The organism is Clostridium sulfidigenes (genome assembly GCF_052067195.1).
Classification (GTDB): Bacteria; Bacillota; Clostridia; order Clostridiales; family Clostridiaceae; genus Clostridium_J; species Clostridium_J sulfidigenes.
Window position 1 is genome coordinate 303503 of record NZ_JBQHQR010000003.1, and the last position, 19387, is coordinate 322889.

Below are 19387 nucleotides of genomic sequence, written 5' to 3' on the forward strand. Positions count from 1 at the left end.
CTTGATAAATGAGAGAGCATTGCTATATAAAGAGCATGCTCTCTAATTTTTATGTACTTGTTAATAATACCTAATGTATTTTTAGCCTAGACTAAGGGGAAATATTTATATTAAGATTGTAAACTATTAATTAATATATTGGTTGACAATAAAGAAATTCTTAATTATAATCACACTATAAAGTAAATATTTTAAGGAGAGAATTATGAAAACTACCAAGAATACGAGAAATTTGATTTTAGTAGCTATGTTTGCAGCCTTAACTGCTATTGGTGCATTTATTAAAATACCAATACCTTATGTGCCTTTTACTCTTCAATACTTATTTTGTGCTTTAGCAGGAGTTATCTTAGGATCTAAACTCGGCGCACTATCCCAAATAATTTATGTTATGGTTGGACTTGCAGGTGTACCAGTATTTACTGAAGGGGGAGGGCTTAGCTATGTATTTAAACCTACCTTTGGATATCTTATAGGATTTATAGTGGCAGCTTATGTCATAGGAAAGATAAGAGAAAAGATTAAGGAATTAAGTTTTATTAAAGCTATGGGGATGCTTTTAGCTGGACTATTTTTTATTTATTTATTTGGAGTTATATATCTTTATGTTAGCTATAACTTATATCTAGGACAACCTATGTCACTATATTTTGCATTTTTTAATGGCTTTGTACTATGCATATCTGGAGATTTGATTTTAACAGCCTTTGCAGCTTATGTAGCAATAAAAATAGTACCTATATTTAAAAGGTTTGGATACATTTAATAAAAGTGAAAGAAGGCTTGAAGTATGAAAAGTTTTATTAAGGATTTAGAGATAAGAATTTTATCAGGTGAATACATAAATTTTCAAGAAGCAATGGCATTAACAGAGCTTAGAAATAATGAGGAGATTGAACAATTATGTCTTAGTGCTAATAATATAAGAAAAACTTTTTGTGGTAATAAGGTAGATCTTTGCTCTATCATGAATGCAAAATCAGGTAGATGTTCTGAAGATTGTAAATTTTGTGCGCAATCTGTTCATTATAATACTAATGCAGAAGTCTATGATTTAGCTTCAAAGGAAGTAGCATTAAAGTTAGCAAAGGAAAATGAATCAGAGGGAGTAAATAGATTCTCTTTAGTTACTAGTGGTAGAGGGATTACAAGTAGTGATTTTGAGAAAGTTTTAGATATATATGAAAAACTTAATAGAGAACTAAAGATGAAATTATGTGCCTCTTTAGGAATACTTGAGTACGATAAGCTACTTAAGTTAAAGGAAAGAGGAATAACTATGTATCATCACAACTTAGAAACAAGTAGGGAATTTTATAAGGAAATATGTACAACTCATAGTTATGAAGAAAGAATAGATACCATAAAAGCTGCACAGAAGGCAGGTATACCTGTATGTTCAGGAGGAATTATTGGACTTGGTGAAAGTTGGGTTGATAGAATTAATCTTGCTTTTCAATTGAAAGAATTAAAGATTATGTCTATTCCGGTGAATGTACTTAATCCTGTAAAAGGTACGCCTCTTGAAGATTCTAAAAATTTAAGTCAAAAGGATATTTTAAAGACCATTGCTATTTTTAGGTTTATAAACCCTAAAGCTTTAATCAGATTAGCTGGTGGTAGAAATCTCATTAGGGATTTGGGGAAGGAATGCTTTAACTCAGGTGCAAATGCTACTATTACTGGAAATTATTTAACCACTTCTGGTAATAAAATATGTGATGATAAGAAAATGATAAGTGAGCTAAAGTTGGAGGTTAGAAGTAATGGCTAAGGGGATATTTATAGTTGGAACGGATACAGATGTAGGAAAAACTGTTATAACTGCAGGACTGATTCATGTCCTTAGAAGTAAAGGGCACAGAGCAACATATTTTAAGGGAGCTTTAAGTGGGGCTATAGAAAAAGGTGATAAACTAATTCCTGGAGATACTGACTTAGTAAGTCAGGTTAGTGGATTAAAGGAACCTTATGAAAATATAACTCCATATATATTTAAGACAGCGATATCTCCACATTTAGCTGCCCAAATAGAAGATAAACCTATAGATCTAAATATTATAAAGGCTAAATTTGAGAAGCTAAAAGAAAAATATGATTTTATAATTGCAGAAGGTAGTGGTGGTATAATATGTCCTCTAATAAATCGAGATGAAGAAATATATACACTAGGTGACCTTATTAAGGATTTAAATATGAGTACCGTGGTTGTAGCTAGAGGTGGAGTGGGAACAATAAATCATTCAGTACTTACTGTGAAATATATGGAGTCCATGGGAATCAAAGTAAAAGGAATTATTATAAATAATTATGAAGACAATTATATAATTAAAGACAATATTAAGGTTATTGAAAAACTTACTGGAATTTCTATTGTAGGTAAATTTAAAACTATAGATAACTTGGATAAAGGTAATATAGATAATATAAGAACTGCTGCATCAAGGATTTTTAATGATAAAAGTATTATAGAATGGATGGAAGAATTGTAGTAAAGGGTAGGTGTTTATATGAAGGATTATGTAAAAAGAGATTTAGAATATATATGGCATCCTTGTGCACAGATGAAGGATTACGAAGAGCTTAATCCTATAGTTATTGAAAGAGGAGAAGGTGTTTGGCTTTATGATATTAATGGAAACAAGTATTTAGATTGTATATCATCTTGGTGGACAAATACCCTAGGTCATAGCAATAAAAGATTAAATAAAGCCATAAAGAATCAAATTGATGAAATAGAACATGTTATCTTTGCTAATTTTTCAAATAAACCGGCTATTGACTTAGCAGAAAAGTTAGTAAGCATAACACCAGAAGGATTAAATAAAGTATTTTATTCAGATAATGGATCTTCTGCAGTGGAAATAGCTTTAAAGATGAGTTTTCACTATAATATGCAAAGAAATAAAACTAAAAAGAAGAAATTTGTAGCTTTAAGTGATGCCTATCATGGAGAAACTTTAGGTGCTCTATCTGTGTGTGATATTGATACCTTTAATATGATATATAAACCCTTGCTTTTAGATACTCTTAGGATTAATGGACCAGATTGTTATAGGTGTAAATATGGCTGTACTAGAGATAAATGTAGTGCTGAATGCTTTGAAGCTATGGAAAAATGTTTAGTTAAAAATCATGAAGAGATAAGTGCTGTAATAGTTGAACCAATGGTTCAAGGTGCAGCAGGAATGAAAATTTATTCACCTTTTTATCTAAAAAAACTTCGTAATCTTTGTGATAAGTATGATGTACATTTGATAGTAGACGAAATTGCCATGGGATTTGGAAGAACAGGAGAGATGTTTGCATGTAATCATGCAGATATAAGTCCAGATTTTATGTGCCTTTCAAAGGGTATTTCTGCAGGATATATGCCAATGTCTGTAGTTATGACTACTAATGAAATATATAATTGTTTTTATGGTGATTATTCAGAAAGAAAATCTTTTTTACATAGTCATACCTATGCAGGAAATGCTATGGCTTGTGCTATTGCTTTAGAAAATCTAAAAATATTTGAAGAAGAAAATATAATAGAAAATAATAAAGTTAAGGGAAGATTAATAGAAAAACTTACAATAGAAAGAGCAAAGAATTGTAGTCATATAGGAGAAGTAAGAAGTATAGGCATGATAACTGCTATTGAAATAGTAAAGGATAGAGATACCAAGGAGAGATATTCTTGGCAAAGTAGAGTAGGTTATGAGATTTATAAAATAGCATTGAAGAAAGGGTTACTATTAAGAGCTATAGGTGATGTACTTTATTTCATACCTCCTTATGTAATAAGTAAAGATGAAATAGAATTTATGATAGATATTTGCTTTGAAAGTATAGAAGAATATTTTAAGTATAATTTTAAAATAGAATAACAGTAAAATAAATATGTAAATATTAAACTAGTATTATATATAGATATTTAACTATTAAACTAGTTAAATAGTTGTTCTGTTTATGCGGGTTTCAGGGGTGTTTATAGGCATATAAAAAATACAAAGAGTATGGGGGCATTAGGGGCATACTCTTTGTATTTTTTTTGTACTTTACGATGTTTTTATCTTTAGTTTATTTAATTTATGTTTTTATCTTTAGTTTGTTTAAATTATATTTTTATCTTTAGTTATATAAGTAATATATATAAAAACTATTATTAGTTTTTATTTGATTTTTCATTACCTTTTTTTCCTGGATTTTCAGGTTTGTTAGGTGTTTTTTCTTTAGATTTCTCAGGCTTGTTAGGTATTTTTTCTTTAGATTTTTCAGTATTGTTGTTATTTTTTTTCTCAGTTACTTCAGATTTTTTATTAGCTTTATTCTCAGTCTTTTCAAGCTTGTTAGTAGCTTTTTCTATTTTATTCTGAGATTTTTGGCTAGCTCTTTCCTGAGTAGATTTAGTATCATTGGTATTTTCAGCTTCTTTAGTTAGGGCTTTATCAGTTTTTATTTCATCTGCCACTTCTGTACTATCTGTAGTTGATTCTTCAGTAGATTCATCTTCATCAGAAGTTTCAGTTTGTTCTATTTTAGCTTTCTTATTTTCCTTGATAGCACTCATAATTTCTTTAACAGGTTTGTTTAACCACTCTTCAAGAATAATGCTTTCTGGATTTGAAGAACTATTTTGTAGTTTTTCAACTAAATTTAGTTTACCAGGTGTTACACCCAGTTCTTTGGCTTTTTGTACTCGTTCAAATCCAACACTTATAGTTTCAAGGGTAATATCTTCACCTATTTCTTCAATTTCAGTTTCTAAACTTTCTTGTAGTTTTTCAGCAAGTTCATCTGATTTTTCTTGATCTTCACCAGAAGTTGCAATAATAATTCCACCATCAATGTCATTATCAATGCTATTATCAAAATAACCATCTTCACTAATTTGATTAACGGTTTCAGCAACTGCATCTTCAATTTTTTGATTTTCAAGCTTGTTCAATTCAAGTTCATTAAGAATTTCCTGACCATCATCATTAACTGCAGTTACACTAATTACCTTGTCAAAACGATTTAAAGAATATTCAATAGAAGGATTTACATCTAAACTCACATAGGAGTAAGGTGTTTTATAGGCCCATAGTGTTATGCCTCCTACAATTGCAATCATAGCAGTTAAAGCAGAACACATTACCAATTTATTTATATTTTTTAAATTGCTACTTTTCATTTCAATCACCTGTCCAATGATATAATTTTTATCTTTTACTTTTGATATGCAGCCATCTTCAGAAAGGACTGCAGCATAGCCAGCCTTGATTTCTACAACAACAGATTTCATTTATTAATCTCCTCTCTGATGTACCTGAAATAGTAAGCTAGATTTGGATACTCTCCGGATAGTATCTCTACTGCTGCTATTATATATTTTCGGTGACGTTCTAATATTTTTCGGGGTACATTTAAATTTTTTTCAATTATTTTTAATGGTAGTTGTTTTGAACTTTGTAACTCATTAATTAATATTGGGTTATTGAGTAAATATACTACAACTTTTGCACAGGACGATTTTGTCTTTTTTGCTTTAGGTGAACATGTAGATAAATCTAAAAAAGAAAAGCCATAATAGAAAAATACTTCATTTGCAGCTTCAATCTCAAATTTTAGTGTATAATTTTCTTGGTGAATTATCTTTTCTGCTACTGCAAGTCCAAGTGCAATATCTTTATCATTTTCATTTTCGTCTAACTGACAATTAAATATGGCAGGATTTACGGATAATTCTAAGTTATATTTCTTCTGAAGCCTAAGATAATCAATAAGACGCCTACGAATTATAAGCTCGGCAAAACTGAGAAAGTTTCCTTTAATTAATTCGTAGCCTTTAATTGCTTGTACAAATGCCTGAAGTGAAACAGACCATTCATCATCACTTTTAGTTATGTATTTTCGGGTTATTCTTGATGTACATTTCAAAATAAACAATTCATTTTGCTCAATGAAACTATTTAATAGATCCTGATTATTAGCAGCATCTATAGCCATATAATCTATTTCTCTCAACATGGCACCTCCTTATTCTTATTATTCTATCATCTAAAAATTATTAGGTAAACCTTTAGAACTATAAATCGCTAAAGCAAATTTCTGAATTTTAAAATAGATTTTTTAAAAACTTTAAGATATAATATATTTAGGAAAACGAAATATATTATATCTTAAAGGTGGAATATTATGAAGCAAATATTTAAGTATTTAAAACCTTATAGAGTAAACATGCTTATAGGATTTTCAATAAAGTTTACTGGAACTATTGTAGAACTAGCAATTCCATGGATTTTGTCTTATATGATTGATGAAATTATTCCATTAAAGCAGGTATCTCTAATTTTAATTTGGGGTGGAATTATGCTTTTATGTGCCATTTGTGCAGTAACTTTTAATATATTAGCTAACAGAATGGCTTCAAAGGTGGCAAGAGATACCACAGAGCGAGTTAGAAATGATTTATTCTCTAAAATGATATGTCTTTCTGATAGACAAGTGGATGCTTTTACACTACCTTCTTTAATTTCTAGAGCTACCACGGATACTTATAACATCCATCAGATGGTGGGAATGATGCAAAGACTAGGTATTAGAGCTCCAATAATGCTTATTGGTGGAATAATTATAACATTGACATTAGATCCATTACTAACTTTAGTAATGATTTCAGTAATGCCTATTATTTTTATCACTATTATGTACATATCAAAAGTAGGTATCCCTATGTATTCAATTGTTCAGAAAAAAGTAGATGATTTTGTACGTGTAGTTCGTGAAGATGTTACAGGAATTCGTGTAATTAAGGCTTTATCAAAGGAAGAACATGAGAAGGAAAGATTTAATGCTCGGAATGATGCTACAGTAATTCAAGAAAAGAAGAGTGGTATGGTTATGGCTATACTAAATCCAGTAATGAACCTTTGCTTAAATGTGGGGACAGTATTTGTTATTTTGGCTGGAGCTTACAGAGTAAATAGTGGAGCCATTAAACCAGGAGCAATAATTGCATTTTTAACATATGTAACTTTAATATTAAATTCCCTTTTATTTATTTCCAGAGTATTTACTAATTACTCCAAAGCAAGTGCTTCCGCAAAGCGTATCACTGAAATACTAAATGAGAAAGAAGAATTGCCAATTAGGAATATACCAATTATAGATACAGATTATGCTATTGAATTTCAGAATGTCTCTTTTTCTTATAATCATAAAGAAGAAAATGTGAGTAATATAACCTTTGGAGTTAAAAAAGGTGAAACTCTAGGTATTATAGGGGCTACAGGCTCAGGAAAATCTACTTTAATTAAATTATTAATGAGATTTTATGATGTAGATCAGGGTTCTATTTATATAAATGGACAAGATATTAGATCTATTAATATGAAAAAGTTAAGAGAAAAGTTTGGAGTGGTATTTCAAAACGATTTTATAAGCACGGATACAATTTATGAAAACATTAAGTTTGGAAGAACTCTAGAGAATAGTGATATAAGATCAGCAGCAGATTATGCTAAGGCAACTGAGTTTATTGAAGGCAAGGCAGAAGGCTTTAATACTAAAGTTGCAGTAAGAGGTGCAGATTTAAGTGGTGGACAAAAACAAAGAATGCTTATAGCCAGAGCCATAGCAGCACACCCAGAAATATTAATTTTAGATGATTCTTCTAGTGCTTTAGATTATAAGACAGACGCTGTACTAAGAAAAAATCTTACAGAACATTTTAAAGATACTACAACTATAATGATTGCTCAAAGAATTAGTTCGATTTTTAATGCAGACCACATCTGTGTATTAGAAGATGGTTATGTTATAGGGTATGGAACTCATGAAGAACTTATTGAAAGTTGTGATGTATATAAAGAAATTAATAAGTCTCAGATGGGAGAATAAGTTATGGAAATCAAAGTAAAAAGGAGGACATTTTTAATTTATGAAGGATAGAAAAAAGAATACATTAAAAAGAGTAATGTCCTATTTATTTGAATACAAGATATTAATTATCATAGCAATTATATTATCCATAGGTTCTAACGTATTTGCCTTAATTGGTCCAATGTTATCAGGTTATGCTATAGATAATATTAATGTTGGAAGAGGGGCAGTAAATTTTTCTAAGATATATTATTACTGTGGACTTATGATTGGATTCTATATTTTATCTTCTATTTTAGCTTATATTTTATCAGTACTTATGCTAGAAATTAGCAAGAGAATATCCTATAGACTAAGAAAAGATTTATTTGATAGATTATTATCTCTTCCAGTAGGATATTTTGATACCCATGCAACAGGAGATATCATAAGCAAAATTTCCTATGATGTGGATACTTTAAATTCTACCTTAACATCTGATTTAGTGAGCATTTGCTCAAGTATAATTACTGTGATTATATCCTTTGGGTCTATGGTTATGATATCTGAAAAGTTAGTTTTAGTATTTGTATTTACAGTTCCTATGTCTATTATACTTACTAAAAGAATAACTAGGGTAACAAGACCAATGTTTCGTAATCGTTCAAGAAAATTAGGGGAACTTAATGGAATGGTAGAGGAGTTTGTATCAGGTCAAAAGACTTTAAAGGCTTATCATCAAGAAGAAAACACAAAGAAAAAATTTGCAAGTAAAAATGAAGAAGCAGTAAATGCTTATTATCGTGCTGATTATTATGGTTCTATGGTTGGTCCTTCAGTTAACTTTATGAATAATTTATCACTAACTCTTATCAGTATTTTTGGTGCTATTATGTATCTTTTTGGACAAATGACTTTAGGAAACATATCTTCCTTTGTACTGTATTCTAGAAAATTTTCAGGACCTATTAATGAAGCGGCTAATATCATGGGAGAATTTCAATCCTCCCTTTCTGCTGCTGAAAGAATTTTTCAATTAATGGATGAGCTATCAGAGGTAGGAGATAAAGCAGGAGCCAAAGAGCTTGTGGATATGGAAGGAAATGTGAAGGTAGAGAATATTTCCTTTGGATATAATAAGAATAAGATTATTCTTAAGAATCTTAGTATGAATGTACCTGCTGGAAGTATGATTGCTATAGTAGGCCCTACAGGAGCAGGAAAAACTACTTTAATTAATCTTCTCATGAGATTCTATGATGTTAATGAAGGGGAGATTAAGGTAGATGAAAATTCAATATCACAGGTTACACGTAAGAGTTTAAGAAAAGCTTATGCTATGGTACTTCAAGATACATGGCTATTTGAAGGAAGTATATTTGAAAATATTGCTTATGGTAATGAAAATGCAACTATGGAAGATGTTGTAGAAGCAGCTAAGGCAGCTAAAATTCATTCATATATAAAAAGACTTCCTAAGGGCTATGATACAGTAATTACTGATGATGGAGCTAATGTATCTAAAGGACAAAAACAACTGCTAACCATAGCAAGGGCTATGCTTTTGGATGCAAAGATGCTTATTTTAGATGAAGCAACTTCTAATGTTGATACTAGAACGGAAGTTCAAATTCAAAAGGCTATGAGAAATTTAATGAAGGATAAAACCTGCTTTGTAATTGCACATAGGCTTTCTACCATAAGGAATGCAGATCATATTCTAGTGGTTAATAATGGGAATATAGTTGAACAAGGAAATCATGTGGAGTTATTAAAACAAAAGGGTTTTTATAGTCAATTATATAATTCTCAGTTTGAATAATTAATAAAAAAGGCTATCTTCAAATAATTAACTAATACTATAAAGATAAATTTGCACTTAACAATATAAGTGTAAATTTATTTAATGGTATTAGTTTTTTTAGATAGCCAAATTTATATTCAATTTAATTATTTACTTGAAATTAAAATTCAATGCTGTTGCTTTTATTTATTATAAGATGAATCTTATCTATTCTTCTATCATCTAAGGCTAAAAGTTTTAGGGTTACATTATCTATTTGAACTTGATGGTTATTTGTGTCCTTAGGGAAAGTTCCAAAGGTTTCAAGGAATAAACCACCTATGGTATCTGCAACCTCTGAATCTAAAGAGAGATTTAAAAAATCATTCAAATCAGATAGGGTAAGTAATCCACTAACTATATAGTTTTCCTCATCTACTTTTTCTATTTCAGGTTGTTCATCATCATATTCATCACAAATTTCTCCCATTACTTCTTCAATAATGTCTTCTATGGTAACAATACCTGAAAACCCACCATATTCATCTATTAATATAGCCATATGATTCCTATTTGTCTGAAGTTCTCTGAATAAATTATCAATAGAATTTGTCTCAGGAACAAAATAAGGTTTTTTCATTATATCTTTAATAGAAATATTATCTATGCCCTTTTCTACTATACTTGCAAATATATCTTTCATATAAAGCACGCCTACAATATTATCAAAGTCCTTATCATAGACAGGTATTCTAGAAAAACTTTCACTCAGGATATAACTTATGTTGTCTTTAATGGAATCATTTACTTCTAGTAGATAAGCCTCTGTTCTTGGTGTCATAATTTCTTTAGCCATGGTGTCATCAAACTCAATTATACCATCAATCATCTCACGTTCTATCTTATTAATAGCGCCCTGTTCTTGGCCAATTTCAATAAGACTTCTGATTTCTTCTCTTGAAACCTGATCTTCCATACCATCTGTCTTAATTCCAAAGAGTTTCATTATAAGATTAGTGGAGCAAGATAAAAACCATACGAAAGGTTTAGTAAATTTAGCTATAAGAACTATAGCTTTTATAGAAAACATAGCTACCTTCTCTGAATTTTGAAGAGCTATTCTCTTTGGAACTAGTTCTCCTAGAACTAACGTTAGATAAGATATAAGCAAGGTTATAACAACTAGAGCTATTTTATCACTGTATGGTATACCAAATCCAGATAGTGTATCTGAAAAGCCTACAGAAATAGATGTAGCTGCTGAAGCAGATGCAAAGAAACCTGCAAAGGTAATTCCTACTTGGATAGTAGATAAGAAATTATTAGGATCCTTTAAAATTTTTTGAAGAAGTAAGGCCTTCTTATTACCTTCATCCGCTAAAAGATTTAGTTTAGTTTTGTTTAAAGATACAATTGCCATCTCTGCAGATGCAAAGAAAGCATTTATTAAGATTAGTAAAAAGATTAGAATAAAACTGCCACTGGGGCTCCCGTCCATTCTTATATTCCCCCTTATTTTAAAATGTAGTGAGCTTATTATAGCATACTAATTTATAGGTAATCAAATAACAGACTTAATTATTTAAGGTTAAATATGGCAAAAGAATCAAGTCTCCTTATTAAATCTATGGATATATAGTATTTACTTTAATACTCTATGGTTTAATTAGCTATTAAATAAAAAATCTATTGACATAGATATTCATAGTCATTATAATGATATGTAATAAAATATTTAATATAATACTTATCAAGAGAGGTGGAGGGATAGGCCCTATGAAACCCAGCAACCAATGTGTTCATCTACATATATGGTGCTAAATCCTACAGTATGAGCTGAAAGATAAGAAGACGATTGTTACAACCTCTTTCAGTGAAAGAGGTTTTTTGTTTTCAAATTGTTTTTAGAAATTATACTATTTAAAATTTAATAATGAAACTCTTATCAAGAGAGGTGGAGGGATAGGCCCTATGAAACCTCGGCAACCTTCAGACCCATTTGTCTGAAAAGGTGCCAATTCCTACTCTAATTTTACAAAATTAGAGAAAGATGAGAGGGAGCTATAACATGGGTACCCTTGTATGTAAATCCCCTTTCATCTAGATTATTTAAATTTAGATGAAAGGGGATTTTATGTTTTCTAATAAAATATTTTAAGGAGAGATTAAAATGGGAGAAAGAAAATTAAAATTTGATACGTTACAAGTTCATGGAGGTCAGGAAATAGATAGTGCAACAGGCTCTAGAGCAGTTCCCATATACCAGACTACATCCTATGCTTTTAATAGCGTTGAGCATGGAGCTAATCTATTTGCTTTAAAGGAAGAAGGAAATATTTACACAAGAATAATGAATCCAACAACGGATGTTTTTGAGAAAAGAGTGGCAGCTTTAGAAGGGGGTGTGGGTGCTCTTGCAGTTGCATCTGGTTCTGCTGCAATCACATACGCAATAATTAACATAGCAGGAGCAGGAGATGAAATAGTTGCAGCTAGCACTTTATATGGAGGCACATACAATCTTTTATCTACAACTCTTACTAAGTTAGCTATTAAAACCGTATTTGTAAATCCAGATATCATAGAAGATTTTAGAAAGTCTATAAATAATAAAACTAAGGCTATTTATTTGGAAACTATAGGAAATCCAGGGATAAATCTTATTGATATTGAAGAGGTAGCCAATATTGCTCATGAGCACAATATACCACTAATTGTAGATAATACATTTGGGACACCATACCTTATACGTCCAATAGAACATGGAGCTGATATTGTAGTTCATTCTGCAACAAAGTTTATAGGGGGACATGGAACTTCAATAGGTGGAATAATTGTAGATTCTGGAAAATTCCAATGGTTGAATAACCCGAGGTTCCCAGAGTTTAACAAACCAGATTCTAGTTATAACGGTATAGTATATGCAAAAGATATAGGAGCAGCAGCTTATATTGTAAAAGCTAGAGTACAACGTTTAAGAGATACAGGAGCATCCTTAAGTCCTTTTAACTCATTTTTATTTTTACAAGGCTTGGAGACACTTTCATTGAGAGTTGAAAGACATGTGTCAAATGCTAAAAGGATTGCGGAGTTTTTACAACAACATCCACTTGTATCATGGGTAAATTATCCTAGCTTAGAAGGTAATAAATACTATGCTCTTTCACAAAAGTATTTTCCAAAGGGTGTTGGTTCCATATTTACATTTGGCATAAAAGGTGGAGTAAAGGAAGGCGTAAGATTTATTGAATCACTTAGCATATTTTCTCATCTTGCTAATGTTGCAGATGCAAAATCTCTTGTAATACATCCAGCAAGTACTACTCATGCTCAATTAAATGAAAAGGAACAATTAAATGCCGGAGTTACATCAGATATGATAAGACTTTCTATTGGAATAGAAGATGTGGATGACCTTATAGAAGATATAGATCAAGCTCTTAAAAAAGCAGTTTTAAAGGAATGGTGATGGAATGTCCTTAATAATAGATAAAAATCTTTTATCAGTAAATAAGTTAATTGAACATGGAATTCAAATTGAAGATGCTTCTCACAGTTACAATTCAGATGTGATACGTATTTTAATTGTAAATTTAATGCCTAAAAAGTGTGAAACAGAATTTCAGTTTTTAAGTATATTTGGCAATATGAATACAAGTATAAAGGTAGATTTCTTGTATATGGAAACCCATACACCACTAAATACAGATAGAACCTATTTAGAGAGAAATTATAAAACCCTAAATCAGGTAGCAAATAGTAATTATGACGGGGCTATTATTACGGGAGCTCCCTTAGAATTTTTAAATTTTAATGATATCGAATACTGGAAGGAACTACAGAGAGTAATTGATTTTTTAAATAAAAAAGTTAAGTCTACATTATATATATGTTGGGCAACAATGGCTGGTTTATACCACAATTTTGGAATAAATAAATGTGTAACAACAGAAAAGATTTTTGGAGTTTTTCCTCATGTAATTGTAAAGAAAAAGGAGCCTCTATTAAAAGAGATTAATGATGGATTTATAGTTCCTCATTCAAGATATGGGAGAGTTAGAAAACAAGATATAGAAAAAATAAAAGAATTAGAAGTCCTATGCGAATCAGAAGAATCAGGTATCTATATAGTAAGCACAAGAGATAAAAAACAAATCTATATTACAGGACATCCTGAGTATGAGAGATGTACTTTAAAAAAGGAATATGAAAGAGATATAAAAAGTGGATTTAATATAAGCGTACCTAAAAATTATTTTCCAAGTGATGATTCTAGCCAAGAAATTAACTTAGATTGGAGTAGTAATTCACAGCGTTTATTCTCAAATTGGGTAAGAGAATATTTAGTAAAAAGTTAAAATATGCAACTAATTATATTAAAAGAGGAGTGATGTTTTTATGAATATAGGATTATTAGGATTTGGAACTGTAGGCACAGGAGTTTATGAAATTATATATAAAAGAAAAAGGATTTTTAAAACATTAGTGGGTGATGAACTATCTATAAGTAAAATTCTTATTAAAGATATAAATAAGGATAGGAGTATAAAGGATTGTAAAAATAAACTAACAGATAATCCTTATTTTATTTTAGATGATCCAGATATAGATATAGTCATAGAAGCTATAGGAGGAATAAAAGAAGCTTATGAATATATAAAATATGCTTTAACAAAAGGGAAACATGTTATAACTGCAAATAAGGCGGTGGTTGCAAGGCATATGAAGGAACTTATAGATTTAGCAAATAAAAATAAAATAGCATTTTTATATGAAGCTAGTGTGGCAGGTGGTGTTCCTATTGTTAAACCTTTAAAACAACAAGTAACCTTAAATGATATTAAAGAGATAAATAGTATATTAAACGGTACTTCTAACTTTATATTAAGTAAGATGATTAAAGAAAACCTAGACTTTTCACAGGCGCTGGACATTGCTCAAAAGTTAGGTTATGCGGAAGCGGATCCAACGGATGATATTGACGGATATGATGTTAGAAGAAAATTAGCAATTTTATCTACCATAGCCTTTAAAAGAGAGATAAAAGAAGAAGATATTTACTGTAGAGGCATTAGAACTATTAAGGCAGTAGATATGAAGGCAATAAAGGAATTAGGATATACGGTAAAACTATTAGCAAAGGCTTTATTTAATGAAAATAACTATTATTTATCTGTAGAGCCTAATATTTTGCCTAAGGATTCATTTTATGCAAAGGTAGAAGATGCTAATAATTTAGTGTCTATTACTGGGAATGATATAGGAGAGCTGAAATTTTATGGTGCAGGTGCGGGTAAACTACCTACAGCAAATGCTGTGGTAAGTGATGTTCTTGATATTATATATAATAATTATGGAAGTTGTGGAATAAATCGGGAAGAAGATAAATTATGCAATAATACAGATTTAGTTAAGGATATATATTATATAAGAATAAGTCCTAAACATGGATTAGATGAGAAGGTATTAAACCTTATTAAAGAAGAAAAAATAGTTGATAAAATGATAAAAACTGGTGAAAATATTATATTTACCTCTAAAGATATAGATTCTGTAAAAATAAGTAAATTTATTAGTAACATTAAAAACTCCATTAATGATGAGTTTTATGCTGTTATTAGATAACAAATATTGTATTATTCTAAGAGGGGGTATAGTAAATGCATATAAAAGAGTTATTTAAGGAAAAAGAAGTAGTTTTTTCTTTTGAAATATTTCCACCTAAACCTACATCACCAATAGAGACTATATACGATACTTTAGAGGGATTACAAGGTTTGAATCCTGACTATATTAGTATTACCTATGGAGCTGGTGGAAGTGTTAATAATAATAGAACATGTGAGTTATCATCTTTAGTTAAAAATAAATATGGTATAGAGGCATTAGCACATTTAACGTGTATAGGTTCTACTAAAAGTGAAATAAATGGAATTTTAGAAAATTTAAATGAAAATGGAGTCGAAAATATATTAGCTTTGAGGGGAGATGTTCTTGAAGGAAATCCCTCAATAGGAGAGTTTAATAATTCTCAAGAACTAATAAACCACATAAAGGAAACCAAGGAATTTGGAATAGCAGCAGCTTGCTATCCTGAAGGTCATATTGAAAGTAGAGATATAGATAGGGAAATTGAAATATTAAAGTTAAAGGAGAATGCAGGAGCAGAATATTTAATTTCCCAGCTATTCTTTGATAATAATTATTTCTATAAATTTTTAAATTCTGTAGAAAAAAGTAGTATAGAGGTACCTATTCAAGCAGGTATTATGCCAGTAACCAATAAAAAACAAATTGAAAGGATAGTTTCTCTTTGTGGAGCTAATCTACCCTCCAAGTTCATAAAAATAATAAATAGATATGAGCATGATAAGGATGCACTGAGAGATGCAGGAATAGCATATGCATTAGAACAAATAGTGGATTTAGTTTCTACTGGTGTAAGGGGAATACATCTTTATACAATGAACAATCCATATATAGCTAAAAGAATTACTAATAGCATTGGATCAATACTAAATTCTATAAATAAAAGACAAGTAATTTAATATATAATTAATGAATAAGGGAGGTGGAGTTTGCCCATGAATAAATTTCTACAAAATAAACATGAGGTTTTAAGATATTTAGGATATAAAAATCAAGTTTTAGATAAAGTTACTAATGATTTAATTGATGAATCAATGGATGAAATGAGAAGTTTAATTAAAGCTAGATATGTATATAAATTCTTTAACATTAGGAAAGAGAAGGATAGAATATGTATTTTAAATAGCAATTTTAGTATAGCAGGAGACGATATTAGAAAGCACTTAGATAAATCAGAAGTCTGTATCTTAATGGCTGCAACTCTAGGAAATAGTGTAGATGAAAAAATAAGATATTATGAAAAGATAAGCATGACTAAGGCATTAATACTAGATGCTTGTGCTACAACAGCTATAGAAGAACTATGTGATAGAATATGTGAAGAGGTGGAGGAAGTTGTACAAAATGAAAACAATACACTAACATCTAGGTATAGTCCTGGATATGGAGACTTACCCATAGATATACAAAAAAAATTTCTCACTATGCTCAGTGCAGAAAAATCTATAGGGCTTACTGCATCCTCTAATAGTATTTTAATACCAAGAAAATCTGTTACAGCCATAGTAGGGGTTGTTAAAAGAGGGAATAATTGCATAAAGAAGATAAGCTGTTTACAGTGTAATAAATATTCTAATTGTATGTTTAGAAAAGGGGATGATAGATGTGGGAATTAAAGAAAAATTGAAAGAAGGAATTTTAATTTTTGATGGTGCTATGGGTACTATGTTGCAAAGTAGTGGATTACAGTTAGGTGAATTACCGGAAATGTTAAATATTACTGATTCAAAAATAATAATTCAAATACACAAAGCTTATATTGAAGCTGGTGCAAATGTTATTACTACCAACACCTTTGGAGCTAACGAAATTAAGCTTAAAAATAGTAATTTTAGTGTAGAGAAAATAATTCATTCAGCAGTAGAAAATGCAAAAATAGCTACTAAGAATAAACAAGTATATGTAGCTTTAGATATAGGTCCCATTGGTGAACTATTAGAGCCCATGGGGACTTTAACCTTTGATGAAGCCTATAATATTTTTAAAAGGCAGATTATTCAAGGGGTAAAAAGTGGTGTTGATTTAATCTTAATAGAAACCATGACAGACTTATACGAAGCAAAGGCCGCAGTATTAGCAGCTAAGGAAAATTCAGATTTGCCAGTATTTTGTACAATGAGCTTTGAGGCAGATAAGAGGACTTTCACAGGGTGCAATGCCATATCTATGGTAATGGTACTAGAAGGGTTAGGCGTAGACGCTCTTGGAGTTAACTGTTCTTTAGGACCTAAAGAAATAGAACCTATAATAGATGAAATATTAAACACATCTAAAGTGCCTGTAATGGTCCAGCCTAATGCAGGATTACCTAATATTATAAAGGGTGATATGATATTTAATATTTTGCCAGAAGAATTTGCAATTTACGGAGCAAAGTTTAAAGAAAAAGGTGTAAAAGTAATAGGAGGATGCTGTGGTACAACAGATAGACATATAGAAAGTCTAGTAAAAGCTTTAAAGAAAGTAGAAATAAAAGACAAGAAATATAGTCCTTTAAGTGGTGTATGCACTCCTACTAAAGCAGTAATTATTGATCAGGTCAAAGTAATAGGAGAAAGGATAAATCCTACAGGTAAAAAATTATTTAAGGAAGCATTAAGAAATGGAGATTTAGATTATATTCTTAGAGAGGCTATAGCTCAAGTTGATGCAGGAGCTCATATTTTAGATGTTAATGTAGGTCTTCCAGAAATAAATGAAGAAGAAATAATGGTTAAGGTTATTAAAGAAATACAATCCATATTGGACGTACCTCTTCAGATAGATTCTACAAATGCTAAAGCTATAGAAATGGGATTAAGATATTATAATGGTAAGGCTATAGTTAATTCAGTAAATGGAGAAAATAAAGTTTTAGAAAATATCTTACCTATAGTGAAAAAATATGGAGCTGCTGTAGTGGGACTTACTTTAGATGAAAGAGGAATACCTTCAAGTGGGGAAGAAAGATTTAGAATAGCTGAAAAAATAGTAAAAACAGCAGAAAGTTATGGTATAGATAAAAAAGACATATATATAGATTGCTTAACATTAACAGCTGCTGCCCAACAGAAAGATGTTAAGGAAACTTTAAAAGCACTTTCCTTAGTAAAAGAGAAGTTAAATGTAAAGACTGTACTTGGAGTATCCAATGTATCTTTTGGATTACCTAATAGGGAAATTCTAAATAAAACATTTTTAGCAGCAAGTTTATTTGCGGGTTTGGATTTACCTATAATAAATCCCTTAAATAAAGAAATCATGGACACAATAGTAGCCTCTAAAGTTTTATGGGATGAAGATAAGGGAGCAAAGGAATATTTAAAATATAATGAAAATATATCTAAAGAACAAATACCTATAAAAAAAGATGTGAACAATATTCAAGATGATTTATTTAAAATAATATTAAAAGGTATTAAAGAAGAAGCTAAAATAGCTACAGTGAAGTTATTAGAAAATAAACAACCATTAGAAATTGTAAATGAATATATAATTCCTGCCTTAGATATTGTAGGGGAAAAATATGAAGATGGAAATATATTTCTTCCACAACTAATTCAATCTGCAGAAACAGTAAAAGAATCCTTCAAGGTTATAAAAGATAAGTTAAGCAAGGGAACTGATACTGAGATTTCAAAAGGAAAGATAGTATTAGCCACTGTAAAAGGTGATATACATGATATAGGAAAAAATATAGTAAAGGTACTTCTGGAGAATTATAACTATGAGATTATCGACTTAGGAAAAGATGTTTCTAAGGAAAAGATAGTAGAAGCTGTTATTAAAAATAATGTTAAGCTAATAGGACTTAGCGCCCTAATGAGTACTACAGTTAAAAATATGGAAGAAACCATATTTGAACTAAAAAGGACTAAGCCAGATTGTGTAGTTATGGTGGGTGGAGCGGTACTTAATGAGGAATATGCAAATATGATTAAAGCAGATTTTTATGCTAAAGATGCAAAGGAATCTGTAACCATAGCTAGGAAAGTATTGGGATAAAACAAGTTACATCTTATTAAAAATTATTAACAAAAAAATATATGTACATAAATAAAACTAGTTGACATTTTTTATTTATGTGCATATAATAAAACATAATAATTTAATTATACAAATACATTGAAGAAGGAAAGTAATATT

The 19387-nt window shown here is 30.1% G+C and carries 15 protein-coding genes, 2 riboswitches and 1 other annotated feature (1 of these 18 only partly in view); of the genes, 12 read left to right on the forward strand and 3 right to left on the reverse strand.

The genetic code is table 11. The features are described 5' to 3' along the window. Nucleotides 1-205 precede the first annotated feature (205 nt). From ACTNBA_RS05260 to bioA, 4 genes are read left to right on the forward strand one after another with little or no spacing between them, the layout of a single operon-like run. Nucleotides 206-766 (forward strand): biotin transporter BioY, encoded by a 561-nt coding sequence (locus ACTNBA_RS05260; protein WP_035132089.1) that lies wholly within the window; start codon nucleotides 206-208, stop codon nucleotides 764-766. A 24-nt stretch (nucleotides 767-790) separates the two neighbouring features. Next, nucleotides 791-1774, forward strand: a complete 984-nt coding sequence (gene bioB, locus ACTNBA_RS05265; RefSeq protein ID WP_441072927.1) for a biotin synthase BioB — start codon at nucleotides 791-793, stop codon at nucleotides 1772-1774. Then, nucleotides 1767-2492 carry a dethiobiotin synthase gene (gene bioD, locus ACTNBA_RS05270; protein WP_441072928.1) on the forward strand — a complete coding sequence of 242 codons (726 nt, stop codon included), beginning with the start codon at nucleotides 1767-1769 and terminating at the stop codon, nucleotides 2490-2492. The genes bioB and bioD overlap by 8 nt, the downstream gene beginning before the upstream one ends. 18 nt (nucleotides 2493-2510) lie before the next feature. After that, nucleotides 2511-3872 (forward strand): adenosylmethionine--8-amino-7-oxononanoate transaminase, encoded by a 1362-nt coding sequence (gene bioA / locus ACTNBA_RS05275; RefSeq protein ID WP_441072929.1) that lies wholly within the window; start codon nucleotides 2511-2513, stop codon nucleotides 3870-3872. Nucleotides 3873-4150: 278 nt separating this feature from the next. Here the strand turns inward: bioA and ACTNBA_RS05280 are convergent, their stop codons facing one another. Beyond that, nucleotides 4151-5272: an anti-sigma-I factor RsgI family protein gene (locus ACTNBA_RS05280; RefSeq protein WP_441072930.1), complete on the reverse strand. Its 1122-nt coding sequence runs from the start codon at nucleotides 5270-5272 to the stop codon at nucleotides 4151-4153. After that, a complete protein-coding gene (locus tag ACTNBA_RS05285) occupies nucleotides 5269-5997 on the reverse strand; it encodes a hypothetical protein (RefSeq protein WP_441072931.1) in 729 nt (242 codons plus the stop codon). Before ACTNBA_RS05285 ends, ACTNBA_RS05280 begins: the two co-directional genes overlap by 4 nt. A 168-nt stretch (nucleotides 5998-6165) precedes the next feature. On the opposite strand from ACTNBA_RS05285, the gene ACTNBA_RS05290 reads away from it, so the two are divergent. Both ACTNBA_RS05290 and ACTNBA_RS05295 read left to right on the forward strand, forming a co-directional pair. After that, nucleotides 6166-7869, forward strand: a complete 1704-nt coding sequence (locus ACTNBA_RS05290; protein WP_441072932.1) for an ABC transporter ATP-binding protein — start codon at nucleotides 6166-6168, stop codon at nucleotides 7867-7869. Nucleotides 7870-7909: 40 nt separating this feature from the next. Continuing rightward, nucleotides 7910-9652 (forward strand): ABC transporter ATP-binding protein, encoded by a 1743-nt coding sequence (locus tag ACTNBA_RS05295; RefSeq protein ID WP_441072933.1) that lies wholly within the window; start codon nucleotides 7910-7912, stop codon nucleotides 9650-9652. Nucleotides 9653-9794: 142 nt separating this feature from the next. Here the strand turns inward: ACTNBA_RS05295 and ACTNBA_RS05300 are convergent, their stop codons facing one another. Then, nucleotides 9795-11111: a hemolysin family protein gene (locus tag ACTNBA_RS05300; protein ID WP_441072934.1), complete on the reverse strand. Its 1317-nt coding sequence runs from the start codon at nucleotides 11109-11111 to the stop codon at nucleotides 9795-9797. Between the two features lie 246 nt (nucleotides 11112-11357). Then, a riboswitch (SAM riboswitch) is annotated at nucleotides 11358-11463 on the forward strand. Between the two features lie 89 nt (nucleotides 11464-11552). After that, nucleotides 11553-11670: riboswitch (SAM riboswitch) on the forward strand. Between the two features lie 113 nt (nucleotides 11671-11783). On the opposite strand from ACTNBA_RS05300, the gene ACTNBA_RS05305 reads away from it, so the two are divergent. Genes ACTNBA_RS05305 through ACTNBA_RS05330 form a run of 6 tightly spaced genes read left to right on the forward strand, consistent with a single transcriptional unit; the run spans nucleotide 11784 to nucleotide 19246 of the window. Next, nucleotides 11784-13082, forward strand: a complete 1299-nt coding sequence (locus tag ACTNBA_RS05305) for an O-acetylhomoserine aminocarboxypropyltransferase/cysteine synthase family protein (RefSeq protein WP_441072935.1) — start codon at nucleotides 11784-11786, stop codon at nucleotides 13080-13082. 4 nt (nucleotides 13083-13086) lie between these two features. Beyond that, on the forward strand, nucleotides 13087-13971 hold the full coding sequence (locus ACTNBA_RS05310; protein ID WP_441072936.1) for a homoserine O-acetyltransferase/O-succinyltransferase family protein: 885 nt from the start codon (nucleotides 13087-13089) through the stop codon (nucleotides 13969-13971). A gap of 40 nt (nucleotides 13972-14011) precedes the next feature. Continuing rightward, complete coding sequence (locus ACTNBA_RS05315) at nucleotides 14012-15238, forward strand: homoserine dehydrogenase (protein ID WP_441072937.1); 1227 nt, start codon at nucleotides 14012-14014, stop codon at nucleotides 15236-15238. A gap of 35 nt (nucleotides 15239-15273) precedes the next feature. Next, nucleotides 15274-16161, forward strand: coding sequence for a methylenetetrahydrofolate reductase [NAD(P)H] (gene metF, locus ACTNBA_RS05320; protein ID WP_150841781.1), 888 nt, complete (start codon nucleotides 15274-15276; stop codon nucleotides 16159-16161). A gap of 36 nt (nucleotides 16162-16197) precedes the next feature. After that, entirely contained in the window at nucleotides 16198-16878 is a 681-nt protein-coding gene (locus ACTNBA_RS05325; RefSeq protein ID WP_346866909.1) for a methionine synthase, read from the forward strand. Beyond that, nucleotides 16868-19246 carry a homocysteine S-methyltransferase family protein gene (locus ACTNBA_RS05330; RefSeq protein ID WP_441072938.1) on the forward strand — a complete coding sequence of 793 codons (2379 nt, stop codon included), beginning with the start codon at nucleotides 16868-16870 and terminating at the stop codon, nucleotides 19244-19246. The genes ACTNBA_RS05325 and ACTNBA_RS05330 overlap by 11 nt, the downstream gene beginning before the upstream one ends. A gap of 111 nt (nucleotides 19247-19357) precedes the next feature. Then, nucleotides 19358-19387: a binding site (T-box leader), on the forward strand; it runs 202 nt beyond the window's last position.

Coding starts and splice junctions, on each gene's coding strand:
- ACTNBA_RS05260 (WP_035132089.1), top strand. CDS start 206: ATGAAAACTACCAAGAATACGAGAAATTTGATTTTAGTAGCTATGTTT.
- bioB (WP_441072927.1), top strand. CDS start 791: ATGAAAAGTTTTATTAAGGATTTAGAGATAAGAATTTTATCAGGTGAA.
- bioD (WP_441072928.1), top strand. CDS start 1,767: ATGGCTAAGGGGATATTTATAGTTGGAACGGATACAGATGTAGGAAAA.
- bioA (WP_441072929.1), top strand. CDS start 2,511: ATGAAGGATTATGTAAAAAGAGATTTAGAATATATATGGCATCCTTGT.
- ACTNBA_RS05280 (WP_441072930.1), bottom strand. CDS start 5,272: ATGAAATCTGTTGTTGTAGAAATCAAGGCTGGCTATGCTGCAGTCCTT.
- ACTNBA_RS05285 (WP_441072931.1), bottom strand. CDS start 5,997: ATGTTGAGAGAAATAGATTATATGGCTATAGATGCTGCTAATAATCAG.
- ACTNBA_RS05290 (WP_441072932.1), top strand. CDS start 6,166: ATGAAGCAAATATTTAAGTATTTAAAACCTTATAGAGTAAACATGCTT.
- ACTNBA_RS05295 (WP_441072933.1), top strand. CDS start 7,910: ATGAAGGATAGAAAAAAGAATACATTAAAAAGAGTAATGTCCTATTTA.
- ACTNBA_RS05300 (WP_441072934.1), bottom strand. CDS start 11,111: ATGGACGGGAGCCCCAGTGGCAGTTTTATTCTAATCTTTTTACTAATC.
- ACTNBA_RS05305 (WP_441072935.1), top strand. CDS start 11,784: ATGGGAGAAAGAAAATTAAAATTTGATACGTTACAAGTTCATGGAGGT.
- ACTNBA_RS05310 (WP_441072936.1), top strand. CDS start 13,087: ATGTCCTTAATAATAGATAAAAATCTTTTATCAGTAAATAAGTTAATT.
- ACTNBA_RS05315 (WP_441072937.1), top strand. CDS start 14,012: ATGAATATAGGATTATTAGGATTTGGAACTGTAGGCACAGGAGTTTAT.
- metF (WP_150841781.1), top strand. CDS start 15,274: ATGCATATAAAAGAGTTATTTAAGGAAAAAGAAGTAGTTTTTTCTTTT.
- ACTNBA_RS05325 (WP_346866909.1), top strand. CDS start 16,198: ATGAATAAATTTCTACAAAATAAACATGAGGTTTTAAGATATTTAGGA.